The sequence below is a fragment of the Bradyrhizobium sp. USDA 4510 genome, from assembly GCF_054059095.1.
Map to the genome: position 1 here is coordinate 756790 of NZ_JBSSBT010000001.1, position 20574 is coordinate 777363.

Genomic DNA, 20574 nt, shown 5'->3' on the forward strand with positions numbered 1-20574 from the left:
CGCTTGCGTACCCGACACGCGAGAACACGACGTTGGTCCATTTAAAACCAAGACTGCTGCGCTGGCTGAGGCGGAACGGCTGGCAGCCCTCCACAAACGAAAAACGTAGAGATCAGCTAACGTCTCGAACACGTGTGTTCGAAACAGCGCTTAGGGCTCGGCGACAAGCTGGAGCGGTTGTTGGCCGAGCCTTCGGGTGGCGCACGATCCGGTGCATTGCCAGCCAAGATTTCAGGCGGGTCACGGTCGACACCAGTGCAGCCGAAGGCGACGCTTCCCGACCGATGCCAAACTGCATTGTAGCGATCCGAAGCTGGAGCCGCCTGGCGAGGAAGCACGAAGTCAGGCTGCGGCAATTCTACTCTCGCGTGGCCAAGGGCGCAGCGATGATGGCGGGCGCGTTACGCTCATGCCAAATAGTTCAACCGGCATCAGCGGCAGCTGTGCATCCTGCGCAGCCGGCTGGCTCGGATCATCCGCGATATCCGCCGCAGACGCGTTGCATGCCCAGACCGGGTGCGCATAATGACGCTTCGGCCATTCGGTCGTAGTCGGCCGAACTACTCTCCCAGCGGCAACAGAACGACAACTCATTCAGACGTTCTTATCGGCACACAATTTCTTACGCTGGCAGGGCATTGCTACCGCGGACAGCACTCTCATCACTAAAACAGGGTCGACCGACGAGAGCTCAGCCGTGCCCCTCTTTAGTCCACAGCAGCCCATCGGACCAAATTTGTTCAACACGTCCCCACTGGCAGGCTGATGCGACGTCCGGGAAGAATCCACGTCCACGGTGGTTGGCGCTCGTATTGCATAGAAGCGGAATGCCCGTAAGCTTTTCATATTCGACGAGAAGATTGGCGATTCTGTGCGGAGAGGTCCTGGAAATCGTCTGCAATCGCGCGGATCCATCGAGATGTACGACCGCTGGGATTTTGTCTCGCCACTCCGGCCGTGTTTGATGATCGAATAGCATGTAAGGATCCGGCGTTCCAGGACTGAAAATATCCGGAGCTCGGTCCTCCAGGCATATCGGTGCCACTGGCCGGAAGTGTTCGCGAAGTTTGATGTCGTTGAGATGATCCTTCATTCCTGCACAAGTCGCGGCTGCGAGAATGCTTCTGCCCCCCAATGCTCGCGGTCCGAGCTCGGCTCGGCCGGCGAGGAACACCACTGGCTTGTTGCTCGCGAGGAGGGTAGCGAGGTCGCGCATGCTGCACGGCGCAGCATGCCATTCCGATGGCACATCGCTGCGTACCAGGGCGGGGCCACTGTAGACGGACCATTCCAGCGGCACGAAGCCTTTGTCAGCCGCCATCGCGCAGCAAACGGCACCTATCGCCGCCCCGCTGTCGTTCGGAAAGGGCGGAACCCAGACACCGTCGAAAAGGCCAGTAGCACGTAGCGCGCTATTCCATTTAATATTGAGACCGCAGCCGCCGACTATGCACAAATTGCGCGATCCTGGAAACTCCGAATGCTTCTGCAACACGGTCGTCATCTCACGGATGAGGAGACGCTCAATGAAACAGTGAAATGATGCAAGTACATCTTCGGGGCGCCTGGTCGTCAATTGCAGCGCACTCGCGTGAAAGAAGTCGTGGATAGCTGCAAGTGAGGTTTCTAAGCTGCTCTCCGCATGGTAACTACGAGCGTACTCCGTATTGGCCGCAAAGCGCTCCTCGTAGAGTTCATGGAACATAGTTATGATGTCTTCATCAGAAGACCCCAGGGCGATGTAGGCCATCAGCTTGCCGGCAACACCTATGTCTTCCCAGTCGGAGAGGTTCTTATAAGGTCCGAAGTGATTGCCCGCCGCAGCATAGATCTGACCTATCAGCGGAAACAGGTATTCAACGAACCGAGCGTCACGCGGGTCTACATAGTAGAGACGTGGAAAAATGATGCCGTCCCATACCAAGCAGAAAGCAGATTGTCCGGCCTTGATAAATGGGCTGGTGCAATATGCGGAAGCCAGATGGCCTGTGACGTGTGGGTAACTTCTATAAGAAAAGAACCTGCCATCAAGCAACAAGCCAGAGCGGTCGCGTGAGGCGAGAACCCCCTCTGAGTGGCGTTCAACGTACGACGCCCACTTAATCGCGACAGGTTCCGCCCCACTGAAGACCTGAAAGCCCTTTCTCCACCGCCCGCCGTCGACGACGAACTGATCAACATCGCGCGGATACAGACCGTGCTCAGCCAAGACAACAGCAACGGCGTCAAGATTGTCGATGGCTTCATACCGCCGATTGTTGTCGCGCTTTTCGTGCTCGATACAAAAGACGAGCCGTCCGTCTTCAGCAAGCGCAATCGCTCCGTCATGCTTCAGTTTGATACCGCAGATGCGCATAGTGGCTCCATGTCTGACGTCGGCAAAGCATTAACCCAAGATCAATCCAACTCTTAAAGCGGGCTGTCTTCGTGGAAGATGCAGCCCAGTGACCGAAGTTCACATCATTAGGTCGTGTTAGGGGCGCATCGTTGTGCCATGTTGTTCTGGACAATGGCGATGCGGCGTTCGATGGCGCTGCAACTTGCACCCGTGATGCTAGGCGATGAGGGGCGCGGACTGAGCTGCAGGCATTGACAGGCCGCTGGAAGACAGCCGAAGTCATGACGTCGAGAGCCCGTACCCGACCGCTTACATGATTGCCGACAGTCTGCTTTACGACATCTGGTCGAATTGGAGGGTAAATCTTGCGAGTAGCTCAATCGCCCCAGTTCAATCAAATTAAACCATTGGCTACTTCGCTTGGACAGCTATCAAATCGGATAGTCTCAGCGAAGGCTCGGCGCTCGCCCGTCCGGCGCAACCCCAATAGGAGCTTGCCGTGAGACGGGCCGCTCGTCACCACGTTAGGGCGCGCGTCTAGAGTTGATACGGGCCTGTCCGTTCGCCGAATCCGTGCCAGCGCACACTGCTCAACGGTCTCGGGCCAGAACGGTCGATTTTGGGACGAGCGTGGTGGCAATGTCGTTCTTCGTGGAACTCTCATTGAGATCCGCGACGCGCTCAAGCCCGGTACCCGATCGCCTTGAGATATCGCGCGGCCGGGCGACCATCGCGTGTCGTTCTGCCTGCTTGTTGGGCTCGGCTGAATAGCAACTCCGATCGTGCGCGCCGCGACCGTTTCAAAGCGGCTACCGCGAGATCTCGCCAGGGCTCACATCACCGGCCGTTCGTCTCGCGATGGTATTAGCGACCAGCGCTGTGTCACTAGTGAGTAGCGTTGCACCGAAGTTTAGCACTCTTTCCATCAAGCGCAGACGTTCAGAAATGGGGGCCTCTTTAGGAGACGAATGTGTTATGCTATGCCATGACATCGCAAACCCGACGCTCTCTCGGAGTCCTGCTTCTCGAACGCGGGCTGCCGCCTGGTGTTCCGCTCCCAATGCCGCAACCCGGCTCGCTTCTGAATCCGGATACGTTCGACGTCCCGGTCATTCTGGAGACAGTAGCGGGAGCTTGGGTGGATAACGTGGTCCGTGGTGATTCAGGGCTGGAGACGGCATACAGCGCAGCCGCCCGTCGTCTGGTCGAGCGAGGCGCTATCGCAATAAGCTCGGACTGCGGCTTCGCTATCCGGCATCAGGCGGCGGTAGCTGCATCGGTGAATGTCCCCGTCGCGATGTCGAGCCTGCTCCTTTTGCCTGCGTTGCTCCGGCAGTTTCCGAGGCCGGCCAAGGTCGCCGTGTTGACGTACGACTCAAGTCATCTGGGCCAGGATCTGCTCGCGATCAATGATCAGGCTGAGCGGGCAAGAATTGTAATCGGCGGCATCGAAGGCAGCAAGTACTGGCATGATGGCCTTAAGCGCCCGCTGCCAGCACCTGACGTCGCCGCTATTGAGACGGCCGTTTCTGCCTGCGTCGCGCACGTCCGCGCGGCGCACCAGGAGATTAGGGCAATCCTGTTCGAATGCACGGCATTCCCGCTCGTCGCGCCGGTGATCCGTCGTATAACGAGACTGCCCGTCTACGATATCACTGACCTCTGCCGGATGACGATTGCGTCGATCATCTGATGCTCGTTTCATGTCGCGGAAACGATGACGGCGGGTGCTCGAAGCCGCGTGCCTGGCATGCTATCGCCGCTCTCAATGGTGTGGTCGCCGGGCCGGCGATATCTGAAATCCGGGTTCTCGCGATGGAGTAGCATGGCGAAGATCGGCGACGGTCGCCGAGTACCACCTTGGTCCGCGTTGACCGCCGTCCTTGTGCTGGTGTTCGATCAGCGCATTATTTCTGACAGGATGTCGCACGGACGCGGCCGTCAATGGCTTTCCAGGCAGAACGAAATAGAGTGTTTGATAGCGAGAAGCGGGCCGATCAGATTTTGTGCGCAAGAATATCCCGCTAACGCTCCATGGTCTGTCCCCTGAGCAGCGCGTCCCTGGAACCGGCATTGCCCCGGACCGCATCGAACGTGAGCGTCATGCAGAGACGACGCGCTAAGGGCTGATCTGGTCGGCTAGACTAGGAAGAACTCGCGGAGTGGTTTGTCGCGAGGTCACAATGTCAAAGGATAGTCGTAAGGATAGCGATAAGGATAGGCATATGCCTATCCTCGAACACGGCGCCGACACGCTGCAGCGTATCGAGATCATCACCGGGACGGGCCGACGTCGGCGCTGGTCGACCGATGCGAAGGCGGCGATTGTTGCGGAGAGTTTTGCGCCGGGTGCAAGCGTGTCCGCGGTGGCGCGGCGACACGACGTCAGTCCAAGCCTGTTGTTTCTCTGGCGTCGCCGGGCGACGCGGGCGCAGGTCGCGGAGCGCGGGGACAGAGGCATGCCACCTGGCTTTGTGCCGGTCGCGATCACCGGCTGTCGGGGCCCGGGTGAGGAGCAGGCGGCGATCGAGATCGAGATCGGCGCGGTTCGCATCCGTGTCAGGGGGACAGTCGATCGGCAGGCACTGTGCGAGGTGCTGGCGGCGGTCGGGACGGTTGGTCGATGATCGGGCTTCGAGCTGGGTTGTCGATCTGGATTGCGACGCAGCCGGTCGATTTCCGCCGCGGCATGGACTCGCTGGCGATGCTGGTGAGCGAGGCCTTTGGAGCCGATCCGTTCGACGGCGGGCTTTATGTCTTCCGCTCCAAGCGCCGAGATCGCGTGAAGATCCTGACCTGGGATGGAAGCGGCCTTGTCCTTTACTACAAAAGAATCGAGGGGCAGTTCACCTGGCCGCCGATCAAGGAAGGCGTCATGTCGCTATCTCATGCTCAGCTATCGGTGCTGCTCGATGGCTCGGACTGGAAGCGTGTGCCGATGCGAGTTGTGGATCAGCCGGTACGAGCTGGTTGATCATTATCAAGAGTCGTTCGTCACTCATGCGGAGTTGTTGTAGAACCACTCTGCATGAGTGATTTGCCTTCCGATCCAGCATTGCTCCGACAAACCGTGATGGCGCTATCGTCACGGCTTGCGGCGTTGTCGGAGGAATGCAGCACGCTGGCGACCGAGCGTGATGCAGCGATCGCCCAACGCGACGCTGCGATCCAGGAGAACGACAAGCTCCTGATGATCCTGTCCCAGTACAAGCGTACGATCTTCGGTCCGCGCTCCGAGACACTGGATATCGGACAGCTGTCTTTCTTCGCCATCACGGCACAGGCGGCTCGTGCCGCCGCCAACGACGACGTGACCGGAGGCAGGCTGCCTGACGGAGCGCAGGGCCGTGGAAAGCGACCGGCGCGACGCAACCGCGGGAAGCTTCCGGAGCATTTGCCGCGCATCGATGTCGTGATCGATATCGAGAGCCACATCTGCCCCTGCTGCGGCGAGCAGCTGCATAAGATCGGGGAGACCGTCAAGGAAGCCTTCGTCATTCCAATGCAGTACCGGGTCAAGCGCATCGTGCGTCCGCGGTACGGCTGCCGGGGATGCCGCCAGGGTGTGGTACAGGCATCCGCGCCGGCCAGGCGATCGACGGTGGAATGGTGACGGAAGCCTTGCTGGCCCACGTCGCGGTGATGAAATACGGTTACCAGCTGCCGCTGTATCGCCAGGAACAGATGTTTGCCGCCCAAGGCATCACGCTCGACCGGCAAACGCTGGCCTCATGGATGGGCCGCGTCGCCTGGTGGCTGAAGCCGCTTCACGCGCTGTTGCGCCGCGCAGTGATGTCCTACCCGCGGCTGTTTGCCGACGAGACGCCGCTGCCAGTTCTCGATCCCGGCCGTGGCAGAACCAAAGTCTGCCAGTTCTGGGCGATCGCCACCGACGACCGCCCGTGGGGCGGCCCGGCGCCGCCGGCAGTAGTCTACGTGTTCACCGAGGATCGCAAGGCAATCCGCGCCAGGCAGCTGTTTGGAGATTACAACGGCATCCTGCAGGTCGACGGCTACGCCGGGTACAAGGGGCTGATTAAAAACGGCGGCCGTCTGGTACAACTGGCGTTCTGCTTCGCGCATGCGCGGCGGAAGTTCTGGGAGGTCCACGTCGCGACGAAATCGCCGATTGCCGCGGAAGCGCTGCAGCGGATCGCGATGTTCTACGCCATTGAGGATCGCATTCGCGGTTTGCCGGCGACGCAGCGAGCTGCGGTGCGACAATCCGACACCAGACCGCTGATCGAGGACTTCAAGCCCTGGCTCGAGGCGCGACTGCTGGAAGTCTCGAAGAAATCCGGCCTTGGCAAGGCGATCCGCTACACCCTCAACCATTGGGAAGGCCTGACGCGCCTCATCGATGATGGGCGCATCGAGATCGACAGCAATACGGTCGAACGCAGCGTCAAGCCGATCGGGCTGGGAAAGAAAAACTATCTGTTCGCAGGCAGTGAGGGCGGCGCCGAAACCTGGGCCACTCTCGCATCGCTCATCAACTCGGCAAAGCTTCACGACATCGACGCCGCGGCACTATCTTACTGATGTTCTCGAGCGCATCGTCTCCGGACGCACCAAGATCAATCAGCTGAACACGCTGCTGCCTTGGAATTGGAAAGCCGAGCGCGACGGTTCGGAGGCAAAGCTCGCCGCTTGATCAGTTCGACGGCAAAGCGTCGGGAACTTCCTGCGCATCGCTGGCGTCGTCGTAGATCTCTTCGCGGATCACGCGCAGCGTTACCTCGTGCAGATACACTTGCAGCGCACCTTCCAGCTCGGTGAACTCGGGCAGCAGGACTCGATTGACGAAGCCTCGTGACGCACGGACTATCACCGTGTTACGTCGCTGCCGCCGATAACGAAACGGCCGCAGCCCATATCGGCGGCAAAGCGCCAGAAACAGGTGCCGAGACCACTGGTCGGGAAGTGAGAATTGCTGTTCGATCGGTGGATCGTGGCGAGCGAGTTCCTCGACCCGGGCCCGCACCCGCTGCAGCGCGGCTTCAGCTGCAAGGCGCTCACCAGCAGTTCCGGCACCCACGAACAACGCCTCGATCTTCCGAAGCTTCTCGCGCAGCTGCGATTCGCTGGTCATTCTGATCCCCGTTGCCCGCTCCGAACCGGGATCAACCCATCACCGCGCCCCGGCGGCGTCAATCATCCCGACCGCGCTGTCCAGAGCATTCCGCAAGTCAAGCCCCGGCACCGGTGATCCTCTCGTGACGCTCACCATCGAACTTGCAGCGATTCTCAGTGCCTTGCTACTGCCTTCCGCCGCGCTTGCAATCAATGCGCTACGCTTGACGCGCGGTACTGGAATGCATCAGCATGCCGCAGACCGTGTGATAGCGCCAACGGCCATCCTTGTCCCGGCCGCTGTTGACGCTCTTGGTCAGGCCGACAGCGCTCGTGTTCGCGCGTTGGTAGGAGAATTCCGTCGTGTCATGAATGAGGAGACTTGGGCCTGTACAATCGTCGTAGCGCGCGCGTGTGGCGGCGAAGTGGCCGCTGAGGATGCCGGCTTCCTCCACGCGCTCGTTGGCGAAGAAACGGTAGGCCGCCTTCGTGTTCGCCCAGTCCTGGCACGCGAACGGTGTGCTCCCGCCCATGCCGTCACCAATTTGCTTCAACAACTCGCCAAATCGCTGACCAAGACGGGCATCCTTGAAAGCTGTCTTGTCGATCTCGCGCTCTGTCCAATGTTCGACGACGCTTTCATCACCATCATCCTGGCGACCATCCGGGCCGGCGGGCCAACGAGACGTCGCCGCTCGAACGCATCAAGGCACCTCGTCGTCGCGAGTCAGGTGCTCGACAATGAATCACAAGCGATTCATCCGATCCAAGATTGTTCGATTAGGGCTACTGCAATCCAATCAAGCATTTGTGGGTAATTGAAAGCTTCACCGGATGCGTACGATCGACCAGCTATAGGCGCCGTTGCGCTTGCGGGATAGTTGTACGTCCTGCATGACCTTATGAAAGGCTCGCGCGTTTTCCCGAGCAACCCGATATTCAATCTCGACCACCAAGGGCCCGCTGCGTCCGGTGAGCGGAAGCCGCACCTCGGGATCGGCCACGATCTTGGGGGCCTTTCCGTGTGCGCTGATACGTGGCATCCGCAGCGTCCCAGCAGCGGCGAGACCAGCATCAGCGCTGCGGCGACGAGCAGCGCTAGTTTGACGCCGGCTACGCCGGTAAGGCTGCCCCAGCCCCATCCGCCGGCTGCAATTCCGCCGGAGAACGCAGCCTGATAGATCGCAAGCGAGCGGCCCGCGGCGCGCTGCACCCCGATATTGAACAGCGTAATTGTCATCGTCCACATCGCGCCCGCCACGGCGAGCGCAGCAGCGGTCAAGATTGGCTCGCGACTCATGGCCACCGCCGCGATCGCGCCGGCCATCGACAACTACAGGCTCGCACCGCGGTCTCGCCACTCATTCGCTTACGCAACCCGGCAATGTTGAGCGCGCCGATCAGCGCGCCCAGACCGAAGGCGCCGAGTACGATACTTTAGGTCTGCGCCCCGCCGCCCAGTAAATCGCGCGCCGCCAATGGGATCAGTGCCGGGATCGAGCCGCCGATCAGCCCCCTCACCATCGCCCGGCTCAGCACGATCTTGATCGAAGGCGGATTAGTGACGTATCGCACACCCGATATTATCGCCCGGCTCAGTTGCTCGCGTGGGAACCGCGACGGCTCCGCTACGCGTCTCCAGAAGAACAGCGCCACGATCAGCGGCAGAAAAAGCACTGCATTGAACGCATAGGCTGCGACCGCACCCGCGCTCGCAACTACGATGCCGCCGGGTCCGGGCGCGAAGCTCCGCGCGGCTTTGTAGCTAATGCCGTTGAGTGCGGCCGCCGCGGGCAGCGCTTCAGGTGGCGCCTGCTCGGTGACAGAGGATTGCCAGGCCGGGCCCATCAATGCCATGCCGCTGCCGATCACAAAGCAAGGCATCAGCAACAGATTCGGCATGGTAAGACCCAGCCAATCGAGCGCGGTCAACACGGTCGCGCCGCAAAGTGCGATCGAGAGCGCAATCAGCGCCACGATGCGCCGGTCATACATGTCGGCAATGGCGCCAGCCGGCAACGAAATTAGCATCACCGGCAGCATCAAAGCAGTCACGACGAGCGCGACCTTGTCGGCTGACGACGTCATCTCCGTCATTGTCCAAGCCGCACCAAGGAACTGGACCAAAATGCGGGATTGGACAACAGGCTCGCCAGCCAAACACGCCGTAAAGTGGCATGGCGCAGGGGGAGCGATGATATCGCCGGCGATCAAGATCCGGCGATCGGGCGGATCGGTCATATCGGTCCCGGCTCGCCCGCGAGGGGTGGCTTCGACGAGGTGAACGATGGGGCAAGGCCCCCAGCAAGCGCGCGATCGTTGGTCTGCATGTCCAACTTACGCAGTTCGGTTGCGGCAGCCATGTCGGATCCTAATGCGCTTATTATATCGGATAATCTACGCGAACCGAGCTTGGGATGAGTCCGGCGCGATGGTCTTTAGCCTAGGCGTTCAACGCAGCCGGCAAAGAACTTTCCCCGACTCAACTCTAAGCAGGATCATAGAATTGAGGATCAATAGCGCGGTTTTCGCGCGTTCTATGCGGGTGGCCGAGGAAAAACCCAACCGGTTAAAAGGGGCGGAGCGAGCCATCGCATCAATCTTCGGGCGGAGCTTCAACTGGAACGGCCAGGCTCGCCTTTACGCGGTCCATTACGACCATTGTCTTGAAGCCCTTGATGTCCGGGTTCTCATAAAAGAATCGCCGGGTGAACTGCTCATAATCCTCCATGCTACGCGCGATTATGTAGAGGACGAAGTCAGCGTCACCGGTAATGTAAAATCCATTGACGACTTCGACCGACGTTTTGATTGCCTTCTTGAACCTGTCGATTATATCTGAACGCTCCCGCTCCAGAGTTACCAGCACAAGCATTTGGATCGGCGCGCCTACCGCCTTCGGCGAAACGATCGAGACATCCGCCTCGATGATGCCTTCTGATCGGAGCCTCTTCAGGCGCCGTTGACACGCTGTAGCTGAGAGCCCTGTAAGCTCGCCGATCACCTCGGAAATCAGACGGTTGTTCTTTTGCACAAGCTCAAGGATTCGGGCATCTGTTCGATCGTAGCGCATAAAGGCTCCGGGCTTAGAGGTGAATTTTGCCGCAATGTGCGTAAGTGATGCTGAAGGCATCCCAATCAATCATCTCAGGTGCAGGCATAGCGCAAGATCATGGCGATACCAGTATCTTGAGCCTATGCGCCAGTTCAAGAAATGACCCCCAGGTGTTCGAATAGACGGGTCAGACTATTTTATGCAGAACGCTATCCCGGCGATTGAGCAGACCGCCTGAGCGGAATTGGATTGGATTAAGCCGTGAAGCGGGAATCTGACCGAAACGCTCACTGTGCTTCGTTATTTCGTGCTGTGAAAGATCGTTGAGACGCGCAAGACCCAGAGTTCGCCATCGCGCTCTAAAAATACGGATTGCCGTTTGAAGCGCATCGCCAGACGCGGCCAGCTCCGGATTGCGAGCGCCGCACGAAGCCGTGTCGATTCCGCTCGCAGCATTGTCTAGAATTGGGGAGATTGACCAAGCAAAATGCTCCGGAGGTCCCCCTTGCGACGCCAATGGCAATGAATGGGCCGCTTCAAATCAGGACGCCGGAGCCGCGATATGGGTGACATTGCCGGCCTATACCCTAAGTTAGGCAAGCATCGGCCTGCGCTACAAATCGGTCCAAGGCCGGCCAATTTTGCGTTATTTCTGCATTTCATGTCGATTTCCGCGGTCTTTAGGCGTCGACGCGATTTTATGCTTCGCTCGGAAACGCAAAGAGCGGGCCAAAAACTACGAGATGGGCCTGGGTGAGGATGGGCGTGGAGTCGTGGCTGGTTATGAGCTTATCTCAGCAACTTCGATTTGATGCTGCACGTAACGATGCGGGACTTGATGGTGGTTGCGGTCTCCATCGGCGGCGCAATATTGGCTGGCCCGCCTTCGGGGTTGAAATACCAAAGCCCTGTTCGCCTCTATGGTGTGGCTCGTCCAGGCGGCCTCATCAGATATGTCGTTCGGCGTTGTGAGCCGATGCTCTCGTCGATCCGCGTGGATATCAGCTGCTGCGACCGGGTCGTGATCGGCGCTTTCGTGTGTTCTTAGCTTCGGATCATTCGAAGCGGTACACCGAGCCTTCTTTCGATGGCAATCTTCGCGAGGCCGGTCTTGAGCTGGCGGTGACGACCTGGCGGCCTCATTCCGGCGCACGCGAAGTGTGAACACGGAGCCACGAGGTTCAGCTCCAGCGTGAATGTTCGAGATTGCACGGTAGCCATCCGGTGGCATCATAAGGGATGAGAGCATGTCAATCGTACTGAGCGAGAGATCGGCGATGAGCGAGCGCGACGAGCCCATGGAGGATCTCTCTCGATTCGAGCATGTTCGAAGGAAGCATATAGGCCGCTATATCAGCGCTGCCATGGTCCTGGCGTTCGCCTCGTGGATCGTTATGGCGTTCGCCCATGGTCAGATCGAATGGCCGATCGTTGGGCGATTCCTCACTGCCGATGTGATTGTTGGCGGTCTCGTTAACACTGTGGTGATGACGGTGCTGGCAATGCTGCTCGGGATCGCCATAGGCGTAGCAGTTGCGATTATGCGGCTTTCGGCCAATCCGGTGGTCAATTCGGTGGCGGCGGGCTACGTCTGGTTCTTTCGCGGAACGCCTCTCCTGCTGCAATTGTTGCTTTGGTACAACCTTGCGCTGATCTTTCCACACCTCGGTATTTCCGGGGTCTTCGAGGTGCGCACCGTCGACGTGATAACGCCGTTCTTTGCCGCACTGCTCGGATTGGGCATCAATCAGGGGGCCTACACGTCGGAGGTGGTGCGCGCCGGCTTGTTGTCGGTCGACCAGGGACAATACGAAGCAGCAAAGGCGATCGGCATGCCTCGTCTGCTGGCACTGCGCCGAATCATCTTGCCTCAGGCCATGCGCGTGATCCTCCCGCCGATTGGCAACGAGACTATCGGCATGGTTAAGGGGACGTCGCTCGCGAGCGTGATCCAATATTCAGAAATGTTGCACAGTGCCGAAAACATCTACTTCGCGAACAACCGCGTCATTGAACTGCTGATCGTTGCGGCATTTTGGTACCTGATCGTGGTCACGGTGCTCTCCGTTCTGCAAGCGCGCATCGAACAGCATTTCGCCCGCGGCGCGGGGCGGCCAGTAAAGTCGCGTTGACGGGAGAGCAGTCATGGATCCGATCGTCAAGGCCGTCGGCGTACGCAAGTCCTATGGTACGTTCGAGGCCCTCAAGGGCATTGATTTGGAGATCGATCGCGGCGAAGTGCTGTGCGTGATTGGGCCATCCGGCTCGGGAAAGAGCACGTTTCTGCGCTGCATCAACCAGTTGGAAGTTATTAATGACGGCGCCTTGTGGATAAGCGGGGAACTGGTCGGCTACCGTCGCATTGGTCACAAGCTGTACGAGCTCTCCGAACGAGAAATCGCGCGACAGCGGCTGGCGACGGGCATGGTGTTTCAGCGCTTCAACCTGTTTCCGCATAAGACGGCGCTAGAAAACGTCACCGAAGGACCAATTCAAGTGCTTAGACATGAACCTAAGCGCGCCCAGGCCGAAGCCCGTGAATTGCTCGCGCGCGTCGGGCTCACTGACAAGTGCGACGCGTATCCGGTCGAACTGTCCGGCGGTCAACAGCAGCGTGTGGCGATCGCCCGCGCGCTGGCGATGAAGCCGTCGCTGATGCTGTTTGACGAGCCGACCTCCGCGTTGGACCCAGAATTGGTCGGCGAAGTGCTCGCCGTCATGCGAGATCTCGCACGAAGTGGAATGACCATGGTGGTCGTGACGCACGAACTTGGTTTTGCGCGCGAAGTCGCAAACCGGGTGCTCTTCATGGATCAGGGACAGGTAGTCGAAGGCGGATCGCCCGCTCAGGTTCTCGGCAGCCCGACCCAAGCCCGCACACGGGACTTCATTTCGGCCGTGCTGAGTTGACGATGCCATCCATTCGGGAAGACCCGTAAGGAGATAGCGAAAATGCCTTCAAGAGTAGGAGCTCGTCTGATGATGAGCGCGCTCGCCCTCGCCGCGGGTGTCGCCTGTGCACAATCGGCGAAAACGGTTATCAATGCAGTCACGAACACTAACTATCCGCCGTTCAAATTTAAGGACCCAGCGACCAGCAAGCTGACCGGGTTCAGCGTTGATCTGCTGGATGCGATTGCTGCGAAGATGGGCGCGAAAGCCAACTGGAACGAAGCAAAGTTCGATCAACTGCTCGCTTCGATTTTGACAAAGCGTGCTGACGTTATTGTGCATGTGTCTGACACGCCTGAGCGCCGTGAGAGTGCGAACTTCCTCGATTTCCTGAATGAATATTCGGTGTTCTACGCGCTAAAAGACAACGCCGCGCAGTTTCCGGACGCCACCTCGCTGTGCGGCAAGAAGGTGGCCGCATCACGCGCTACGACATGGCCGGCTCAAATAGCTGAATGGAGTGACGAGCATTGCACCAGGGCTGGCAAGCCTGCGATCATCGTAGTGGAAGTGACCATCACGTCCGACATGATATTGGCGCTCAGCCAGGGGCGCGCAGACGCGGCGGTGTCAGGGGCGGGTACGTTAGCATATCAAAATACCCTTGAGAATAACCGCTACATGACTGTCGCAAGGTTGAACCGAGGCGAGTTGATGGGGTTCGGCTTCCCGAAGGATGACCCGGAATTCGGAGAGGGGCTTAAGAAGGCCTTGGGTGCGCTTATGGCCGATGGCACCTACAAGACTCTCATGCGCAAATGGAGCATACCTGAGGATAGCGCTCCAGAACGGCCTATGATTAACGGTCAACCCTAAAAGCGAGTCCTTTCTTTGCTATCTACCTGCGATTGCGAACACAGCGCTCGTTTATCACCACGCTTGACGGCCGGGCAAGCGCTGCCATGCCGCTTGCGCGCTAATACTGCAAGGGAAATTCTGACATGACACAGAAGCGCGGCGCACTCGGTATATTGCAGCTGCAGTGCAAGCAACACATGGTGCAGGGAGCAATTGGCTGTCCTGACACTTACGAATTCCCTATAATCTGCCGCCAGGTTCCTCAGGCTACGATTGAAAACGTGGTGTTCGGGGCACACGACGAAAAGATGGCGGCAGCGTACATAAGCACCGCAAAGGAGCTGGTGCGCGAGGGGGCGGCCGCGATTACGACAACTTGCGGATTTACGATCAAGTACCAGCAGGCGATGGCGCAGGCGCTGTCAGTACCGGTCGCGACGTCCTCCTTGTTGCTCCTGCCATATATCCTCCGGTCCGTTAAGGGGCGCGTCTGCGTTTTAACGTTCGACTCAAGGCATCTGACGGCCGATATGGTCAAATGCGCCGGAATTGAAGCAGTCGATCGCATATTGATCGCCGGCATTGAGAACTCCGAGACATGGAGGGCAATGTCAAGGCCGGAAAACGACTTCACCGTTCCTCAACTGGCCAAGGATCTTCTGGCTGTCATCGCACTGATGCGAAGGCAGCATTCGGACATCGAAGCGATCCTGTTCGAGTGCGCGGGATTTCCGCTCGCCGCGCAGATGGTTCGCGAACAGACGAAGCTGCCTGTCTATGATGCCGTCACCAACGCGAAGCTATTGATGAGTGCTGCGGCATAATCTCGTCTCACCTCACGGAATGAAGCAGAGTGACGCCGCCCTGTGCGCCGGCGTATCCATCCGTCGCACCCTCGCTGCCCGGCATGTCCTCCGAACGAACGATTGGCATGCGAAAGGTCATGCCGGCGTAAAGGACCTTCGTTCTTATCACGTGCAGGATTTCGGCCATCCTGGTCCCAGATTGATGAAATTCGGCTTGGAAGACGTTTACATTTAAGTTGTGGCGGTTCGGATGGGCGAGGGTGTAGCCCGCGACCTGCAATAGCAGGCTTGCAGTGCCACGCGGGAACAGCTTGTGACCATGGTAGCCGGCAGCGGCGCACGGTTTCCGTCTATCGATGAGGGCCCCAGCATTAGACACAGCGGGCACCGCCTGCGCTCGAGGCAGAGTGGGGTTGTCGGACTGGTTGATGCCGCAGAGCCCCCAGCCGCAACCGCTCCAGGTGCAACCGCACCGACCATCGAAGATTATTTATCGTCCAGCACCACGCGCACAGGAGACGGCAATGGCTAGTCGCGAAGATATGGCGCCTCGGCCCGGAAATTTCCCGGCTCCGGCGCCGCTCGAGTTCAATGAATCAAAGCGAAAAATGGCAGAGGCGGCGCGTTGGACTCCCGGCGGTGTTCACAGCAACTTCCGGGCCGGCGTCTCGCCGACGTCTTTGGTGATCGAGCGCGGCGAAGGCCCCTATTTGATCGACGCCGATGGTAATTGCCTTATCGACTACTACCTCGGCATGGGTCCGATGATTCTCGGCCACTCGCCGTCTTCGGTGAAGGCCGCGGTCGCACAACAGCTCGAGCGGGGCGTTCTCTACGCGGGACAGACGGACGTCGAGATCGAGGCGGGTCATCTCTTTTGCATGCAGGTCCCGTGCGCCGAACGCGTGCGCTTTACTTCGTCGGGAACCGAGGCGGTGCAGGCTGCGATCCGGGTCGCACGCGCGGCGACCGGCCGCAACTTCATCATCAAGTTCGAAGGTCACTACCACGGCTGGTGCGACAACATCCTCTGGTCGACCTCACCCGCGCCGGACCAGGCGGGCCCGCGAGAGGCGCCGATTTCAGTGCAAAGGAGCCGCGGACAGGATCCCGAAGCGGGACGGCACACGGTTGTACTGCCTTGGAACGACCTGGCTCTGGTCGAGCAGCGGCTCGCCAGGCGCGACATAGCACTCGTCCTGATGGAGCCGATGATGTGCAATTCAGGCGGCATTTTGCCTTCGCCAGGCTATCTTGAGGAGGTCCGGGCGTCCTGCATCAAACATGGCACTTTGCTCATGTTCGATGAACTCGTCACCGGATTCCGGGTTGCTGGCGGCGGGGCGCAACAGCGCTTTGGGGTAACGCCGGACATCGCAACGTTCGGCAAGGCGGTCGCGAACGGCTTTCCGGTCGGCGCCGTCGCCGGCCGCGCCGAAATCCTCGACCATTTCGCCAAGGACGTCGTCCACGGCGGCACCTACAACGCGAACCCCATCGCGATGGCGGCTGCAGTCGCGACACTAAAGGAACTCGCCAACCCTGGCCTTTATGAAGCGATGGAGCGGCGGGGGCGGCGACTGATGGAGGGGGTGGGGCAGGCGCTCGAGGATGCCGGAGTACCAACGGTGGTATCAGGCCTGCCACAGATCTTTAATGTGGCAATTGACGTACCGCAGCGGCCTCGTGACTATCGTGAGGCGGCGAAGGCGAACAAGGGGCGCTACGTCGCGTTTACGACAGCGCTGCTTCGCCGGGGCGTCAGAGCGCTCGAACGAGGATCATGGTTCATGTCCTCCGAACACGACGATGCCGTCGTTGACGCGACTATTTCTGCTGCGAGGGAGGCGGCTCGGGAGATATAACATCCGCCGGATAGCCATTGCAGGACCGCACGTCCTGCGATGAGCGCGCCCGCCATACTGGAGGAGGCGGCTTCGGCCGCAAGGGGGCGAAGGGCTATCGTCGAAAGGCAGAGCGATTGCGCCCAGCCGCAAGCTGACCGCCAACGCCAACGGGATGGCCGATCGTGCACTCATCCGAAGCGCGCGATATGGAGAGCTGGAGGCAGGCCCGTTCGCCAGAGCCGTATGGACCGAGCTGATGTCGGCATAGTACTTGCAGGAATTCACCGCTCATGCGGTGATTTACGCACTCTTTTCGCGATGCGCCATTTTATATTCCCGCTCCGTCGAGTTGTCGAAGCAGGACGCAAGTGCCTGATTGTAGACGCCCAAACAAGGAGAAAGCATGAACAAGGTGGCAATCGTGACCGGATCAGCGACGGGGCTTGGCGCGGCCTGCGCGGTCGGTCTGGCGAGCTCGGGCTGGAGCGTCGCGATCAACTACAGCAGAAGCAAGAAGGAGGCTGAGGAAACCTACGCAAAGGTCAAGGCGCTAGGTGTCGACGCCATCCTGGTGCAGGCAGATATGGCACAGGATGCCGATTGCCGCAGGCTGGCTGCAGATACCCTGAAGAAGTGGGGTCGCATCGACGGGCTGATCAACAACGCCGGCACAACCAAGTTTCAGGAACAGGGCGACCTTGAGGGTGTCACGATCGAGGATTTCGACCGCATCATGCGGGTTAACGTCGCTGGCCCCTACATGATGAGCCGCGCGGTGTGGCCAACCATGAAGAAGCAGTGGGATGAGAACAAGGAGCGTGGTTCGATCGTCAACATCTCTTCGAATGCGGGCGCGATGGGTGTGGGCAGTTCGATTCCGTACGTCGCCTCAAAGGGAGCTCTCAACACGCTCACCCTGACGCTGGCACGCTGGTTCGGTCCGGCGGTGAGGGTGAACACGGTGTGTCCAGGCTTTATTCAGACGCGCTGGCTCTTGAATGGACTAGGTGAAGCGGACTACGAAAAGATGAAGGCGGCGATGGAACAGACGACACCTCTGCGCCAGGCCGGCACGGCCGAACAGATGGCGGAAGCAGCCCTGTTCTTTCTCACGAGCGCCTCCAACATCACGGGGGAGTTCTTGCTCGTCGATGCCGGAAGCCATCTCGGGACACTGCCGCTGAAAGGACGCTAGAGCAGCGCTTGCAGGCCCGGGCAGAATGCCGCCGCAAGATGCGAATCGCCAAAGAAGCTCTCGCGGCAGCGCTAGTTCGAGGGCGCGCATCGTGAGGCTTCGAAGGAGACCCGGCGGCCGCATAACTCCAACCCGAAGTGTTCATACTCGCATTTCGTGTGCCGAAGGGCTTAGCGTGGCGCCGGCGCGTTGTCCTGTACTGCCGCCTGCCCCACGGCAATCACGCGGAGAATAGGCGGCTCGACGGGGCCAGCAGACGCAAGGAAGGGCGCATAGAAAATGAACACGGTGATGCGCGCAGGTCCGGACACAATAGCGTCTACGTTTGCGCCGCTCAGGAACCTGACCTTTCGTTCGATCTGGCTTGCCACGCAAATTGCCAGTCTCGGCACTCTGATGCAGACCGTCGCCATCGGCTGGCTGATGGCTACGGTCTCGACTTCGGATCTGATGGTTGCACTGGTGCAGGCTTCATCCACGCTGCCGGTATTCATTTTATCGGTCTTCGCTGGGGCCATCGCCGACAATTTCAACCGTCGCAGAGTCATGCTCGCCGCTCAGTCCCTAATGGCGGCCGCTTCTGCTATGCTGACCGCCCTTATAGCGGGAGGCTTTGTCGATCCGTGGATCATCCTCGGCTTCAGCTTTTTGATCGGATGCGGCACCGCTTTCAACAGTCCCACCTGGCAGGCGTCAATCGGCGATATTATAGAGAGACGTGATCTCTCAGCTGCCGTCACGCTTTCCTCTGTCGGATTCAACACCGTCCGGAGCGTAGGGCCGGCGCTTGGTGGCATCATAGTTGCTTCGTTTGGACCTCTCGCTGTTTTCACCCTGAACACGCTCAGCTATCTGGCGCCGCTCGGTGCCATATGGCACTGCAAGTGGAAGGTCCGCTATTCACCTCTCCCTCGCGAATCGATGACCACGGCGATCTATGATGGGTTGCGCTTCACCGCGATGTCTTCCGAGATCAAGGCCGCGGCCGTCCGGGGAGCTCTCTTTGGTCTGGGGAGCAGCTCCATACTTGCGCTGCTCCCCCTGGTTGTTCGCGATCAGTTGACACGAGGCCCGATCGCATATGGCGTTCTGATGGCTGGTTTTGGGGCCGGGGCCCTTCTAGCCGGCGTCTCCAACAGGCTCTTCAGACATCTCCTGTCTCAAGAACGGCTGATAACGCTCGCATGCGTCGCCTGCGCTGCGTGCTCCATGTCCCTGGCTCTGACGCCGGCGCTCGCAGTAGCAACGGGCGCGCTCGCTCTGGGCGGTGCGGGTTGGGTCACCGCCTGGTCAGGGCTTACGTTGAGTGTGCAATTGGCGAGCCCGCGATGGATCGTAGGTCGCACCCTCTCGATTAATTATGCTTTGTCGTATGGCGCTATCGCGGCCGGCAGCTGGATTTGGGGCGCAATGGCCCAGAAGTATTCTCTCACTTGGGCGCTGGAGGCATCCGCTGGTGTTCTGTTGCTGGTCGCTGCGGCCGGGATACTGTTGCCTGTCCGCGAGTGCCGAGAATCAGACCTCGATCCTTTGGGAGGATTCGATGCGCCGGCCATCGCCCTCGATCTCAATCCGAGAAGCGGTCCTATCGTGGTCAATATCGAATATTTAATAGCGGAGAGAAATGTCGAGACTTTCTTGAGCCTTATGCAGGAACGGCGGCGCGTGCTAAGCCGCGTCGGTGCTCGCTATTGGACCCTCCAGCGTAACCTTCAAGAGCCTTCGCAATGGACTGAGACATTCCGCACGCCAACCTGGACGGACTATCTTCGCCTAAACCATCGCCTCACAACAGCGGATAAGCAATTGGAAGACTGTGTCCTAGAATCGCATAACGGAGATCTTCCACCTCGAGTCAAACTTTTGATCGAGCGACCGACAGCTCGCAAGCCTGATCAATTAACGCCCTTTGCCTCTCACCCCTGACGTCTTCGTTCGTCAGAAACGCTTGGGCTAAAGAGACAATGAACCAGGACTCGTGCGCTCCGCATTTTTCAAGCCGGCCCTGCCGCATGCCGTTGAGGCTGAGCGGACAGCCTGGACGACCCGAGCCGGATCCCTTTGGACGGTACGCATCCGACGGGCGCCGTCTTGCGTGACGCGAGGTAATTCGCGAAGCGTGTAGCCTTAAGTCTAGCTTTAAGGTCATCAGGCGATGCGGGTCGAGGTTTTGGGCGGGCTAGAGCGGCGGCGGCGCTGGTCGCAGGACGACAAGGCACGGATTGTCGAGGAGACGTTGGTGCCGGGCGCGAAGGTGACTGAGGTTGCGCGCCGCAACGGAGTCGCGGCCAGCCTGGTGTTTACCTGGCGTCGACAAGCACGGACATCAGAGCAGGTCGTACCATCTTTTGCGCCGGTGCAGGTCGCGCTACGGAGGTGGAGGAAACTGCGAAGCTTTTGCCTGCGGGTGACGGTCGGGTGCGCTCCGTAGCGTCCGCGCGTACTGGATTGATCGAGATTGATCTTGGCAACCGGCGACGCATCCGGGTGGATGCGCACGTCGACCCGGA

The 20574-nt window shown here is 59.5% G+C and carries 17 protein-coding genes and 3 pseudogenes; 13 read left to right on the plus strand and 7 right to left on the minus strand.

The window, feature by feature from the left end:
* Positions 1 to 138: 138 nt before the first annotated feature.
* A pseudogene (locus ACVMDN_RS03415) lies at positions 139 to 495 on the plus strand (IS5/IS1182 family transposase); the annotation flags it as partial.
* 196 nt (positions 496 to 691) lie between these two features.
* Here ACVMDN_RS03415 and nodU read toward each other — a convergent pair.
* On the minus strand, positions 692 to 2356 hold the full coding sequence (nodU, locus tag ACVMDN_RS03420) for a nodulation protein NodU (protein ID WP_456835679.1): 1665 nt from the start codon (positions 2354 to 2356) through the stop codon (positions 692 to 694).
* Between the two features lie 1042 nt (positions 2357 to 3398).
* On the opposite strand from nodU, the gene ACVMDN_RS03425 reads away from it, so the two are divergent.
* The 4 genes and pseudogenes from ACVMDN_RS03425 (at position 3399) to tnpC (ending at position 6992) form a co-directional block, all read left to right on the plus strand.
* On the plus strand, positions 3399 to 4031 hold the full coding sequence (locus tag ACVMDN_RS03425) for a hypothetical protein (protein WP_456835678.1): 633 nt from the start codon (positions 3399 to 3401) through the stop codon (positions 4029 to 4031).
* Positions 4032 to 4563: 532 nt separating this feature from the next.
* Complete coding sequence (gene tnpA, locus ACVMDN_RS03430; protein ID WP_456835677.1) at positions 4564 to 4965, plus strand: IS66-like element accessory protein TnpA; 402 nt, start codon at positions 4564 to 4566, stop codon at positions 4963 to 4965.
* Positions 4962 to 5312, plus strand: a complete 351-nt coding sequence (gene tnpB / locus ACVMDN_RS03435) for an IS66 family insertion sequence element accessory protein TnpB (RefSeq protein WP_456835676.1) — start codon at positions 4962 to 4964, stop codon at positions 5310 to 5312. The genes tnpA and tnpB overlap by 4 nt, the downstream gene beginning before the upstream one ends.
* A gap of 99 nt (positions 5313 to 5411) precedes the next feature.
* Positions 5412 to 6992, plus strand: a pseudogene (gene tnpC / locus ACVMDN_RS03440) (IS66 family transposase).
* Here the strand turns inward: tnpC and ACVMDN_RS03445 are convergent.
* The 6 genes and pseudogenes from ACVMDN_RS03445 to ACVMDN_RS03470 all read right to left on the minus strand — a co-directional run bounded on the left by ACVMDN_RS03445 (position 6993) and on the right by ACVMDN_RS03470 (position 10484).
* A complete protein-coding gene (locus ACVMDN_RS03445) occupies positions 6993 to 7430 on the minus strand; it encodes a hypothetical protein (protein WP_456835675.1) in 438 nt (145 codons plus the stop codon).
* Between the two features lie 199 nt (positions 7431 to 7629).
* Complete coding sequence (locus tag ACVMDN_RS03450; RefSeq protein ID WP_456835909.1) at positions 7630 to 8019, minus strand: IS4/Tn5 family transposase DNA-binding protein; 390 nt, start codon at positions 8017 to 8019, stop codon at positions 7630 to 7632.
* 219 nt (positions 8020 to 8238) lie between these two features.
* Positions 8239 to 8445, minus strand: coding sequence for an MFS transporter (locus tag ACVMDN_RS03455; protein WP_456843686.1), 207 nt, complete (start codon positions 8443 to 8445; stop codon positions 8239 to 8241).
* Positions 8446 to 8447: 2 nt separating this feature from the next.
* Positions 8448 to 8738: pseudogene (locus ACVMDN_RS03460) on the minus strand (MFS transporter); the annotation flags it as partial.
* Positions 8739 to 8848: 110 nt separating this feature from the next.
* The gene (locus ACVMDN_RS03465) at positions 8849 to 9652 is read right to left on the minus strand and encodes an MFS transporter (protein WP_456843602.1); all 804 of its coding nucleotides are present in this window, start codon (positions 9650 to 9652) and stop codon (positions 8849 to 8851) included.
* Between the two features lie 355 nt (positions 9653 to 10007).
* On the minus strand, positions 10008 to 10484 hold the full coding sequence (locus ACVMDN_RS03470) for an Lrp/AsnC family transcriptional regulator (protein ID WP_456835674.1): 477 nt from the start codon (positions 10482 to 10484) through the stop codon (positions 10008 to 10010).
* A 1229-nt stretch (positions 10485 to 11713) separates the two neighbouring features.
* Here ACVMDN_RS03470 and ACVMDN_RS03475 point away from each other — a divergent pair.
* The 8 genes from ACVMDN_RS03475 (at position 11714) to ACVMDN_RS03510 (ending at position 20495) form a co-directional block, all read left to right on the plus strand.
* Positions 11714 to 12598: an amino acid ABC transporter permease gene (locus ACVMDN_RS03475; protein ID WP_456835673.1), complete on the plus strand. Its 885-nt coding sequence runs from the start codon at positions 11714 to 11716 to the stop codon at positions 12596 to 12598.
* Between the two features lie 13 nt (positions 12599 to 12611).
* A complete protein-coding gene (locus tag ACVMDN_RS03480) occupies positions 12612 to 13376 on the plus strand; it encodes an amino acid ABC transporter ATP-binding protein (protein WP_456835672.1) in 765 nt (254 codons plus the stop codon).
* A 69-nt stretch (positions 13377 to 13445) separates the two neighbouring features.
* Positions 13446 to 14234, plus strand: coding sequence for an ABC transporter substrate-binding protein (locus ACVMDN_RS03485; RefSeq protein WP_456835671.1), 789 nt, complete (start codon positions 13446 to 13448; stop codon positions 14232 to 14234).
* A 125-nt stretch (positions 14235 to 14359) separates the two neighbouring features.
* On the plus strand, positions 14360 to 15040 hold the full coding sequence (locus ACVMDN_RS03490; protein ID WP_456835670.1) for an aspartate/glutamate racemase family protein: 681 nt from the start codon (positions 14360 to 14362) through the stop codon (positions 15038 to 15040).
* A 506-nt stretch (positions 15041 to 15546) separates the two neighbouring features.
* Positions 15547 to 16887: an aspartate aminotransferase family protein gene (locus ACVMDN_RS03495; protein ID WP_456835669.1), complete on the plus strand. Its 1341-nt coding sequence runs from the start codon at positions 15547 to 15549 to the stop codon at positions 16885 to 16887.
* Positions 16888 to 17272: 385 nt separating this feature from the next.
* The gene (locus ACVMDN_RS03500; RefSeq protein WP_456835668.1) at positions 17273 to 18064 is read left to right on the plus strand and encodes an SDR family NAD(P)-dependent oxidoreductase; all 792 of its coding nucleotides are present in this window, start codon (positions 17273 to 17275) and stop codon (positions 18062 to 18064) included.
* 279 nt (positions 18065 to 18343) lie between these two features.
* Positions 18344 to 19990: an MFS transporter gene (locus ACVMDN_RS03505; protein ID WP_456835667.1), complete on the plus strand. Its 1647-nt coding sequence runs from the start codon at positions 18344 to 18346 to the stop codon at positions 19988 to 19990.
* Positions 19991 to 20219: 229 nt separating this feature from the next.
* Positions 20220 to 20495, plus strand: coding sequence for a transposase (locus ACVMDN_RS03510; RefSeq protein ID WP_456835666.1), 276 nt, complete (start codon positions 20220 to 20222; stop codon positions 20493 to 20495).
* The last annotated feature ends 79 nt before the right edge of the window (positions 20496 to 20574 follow it).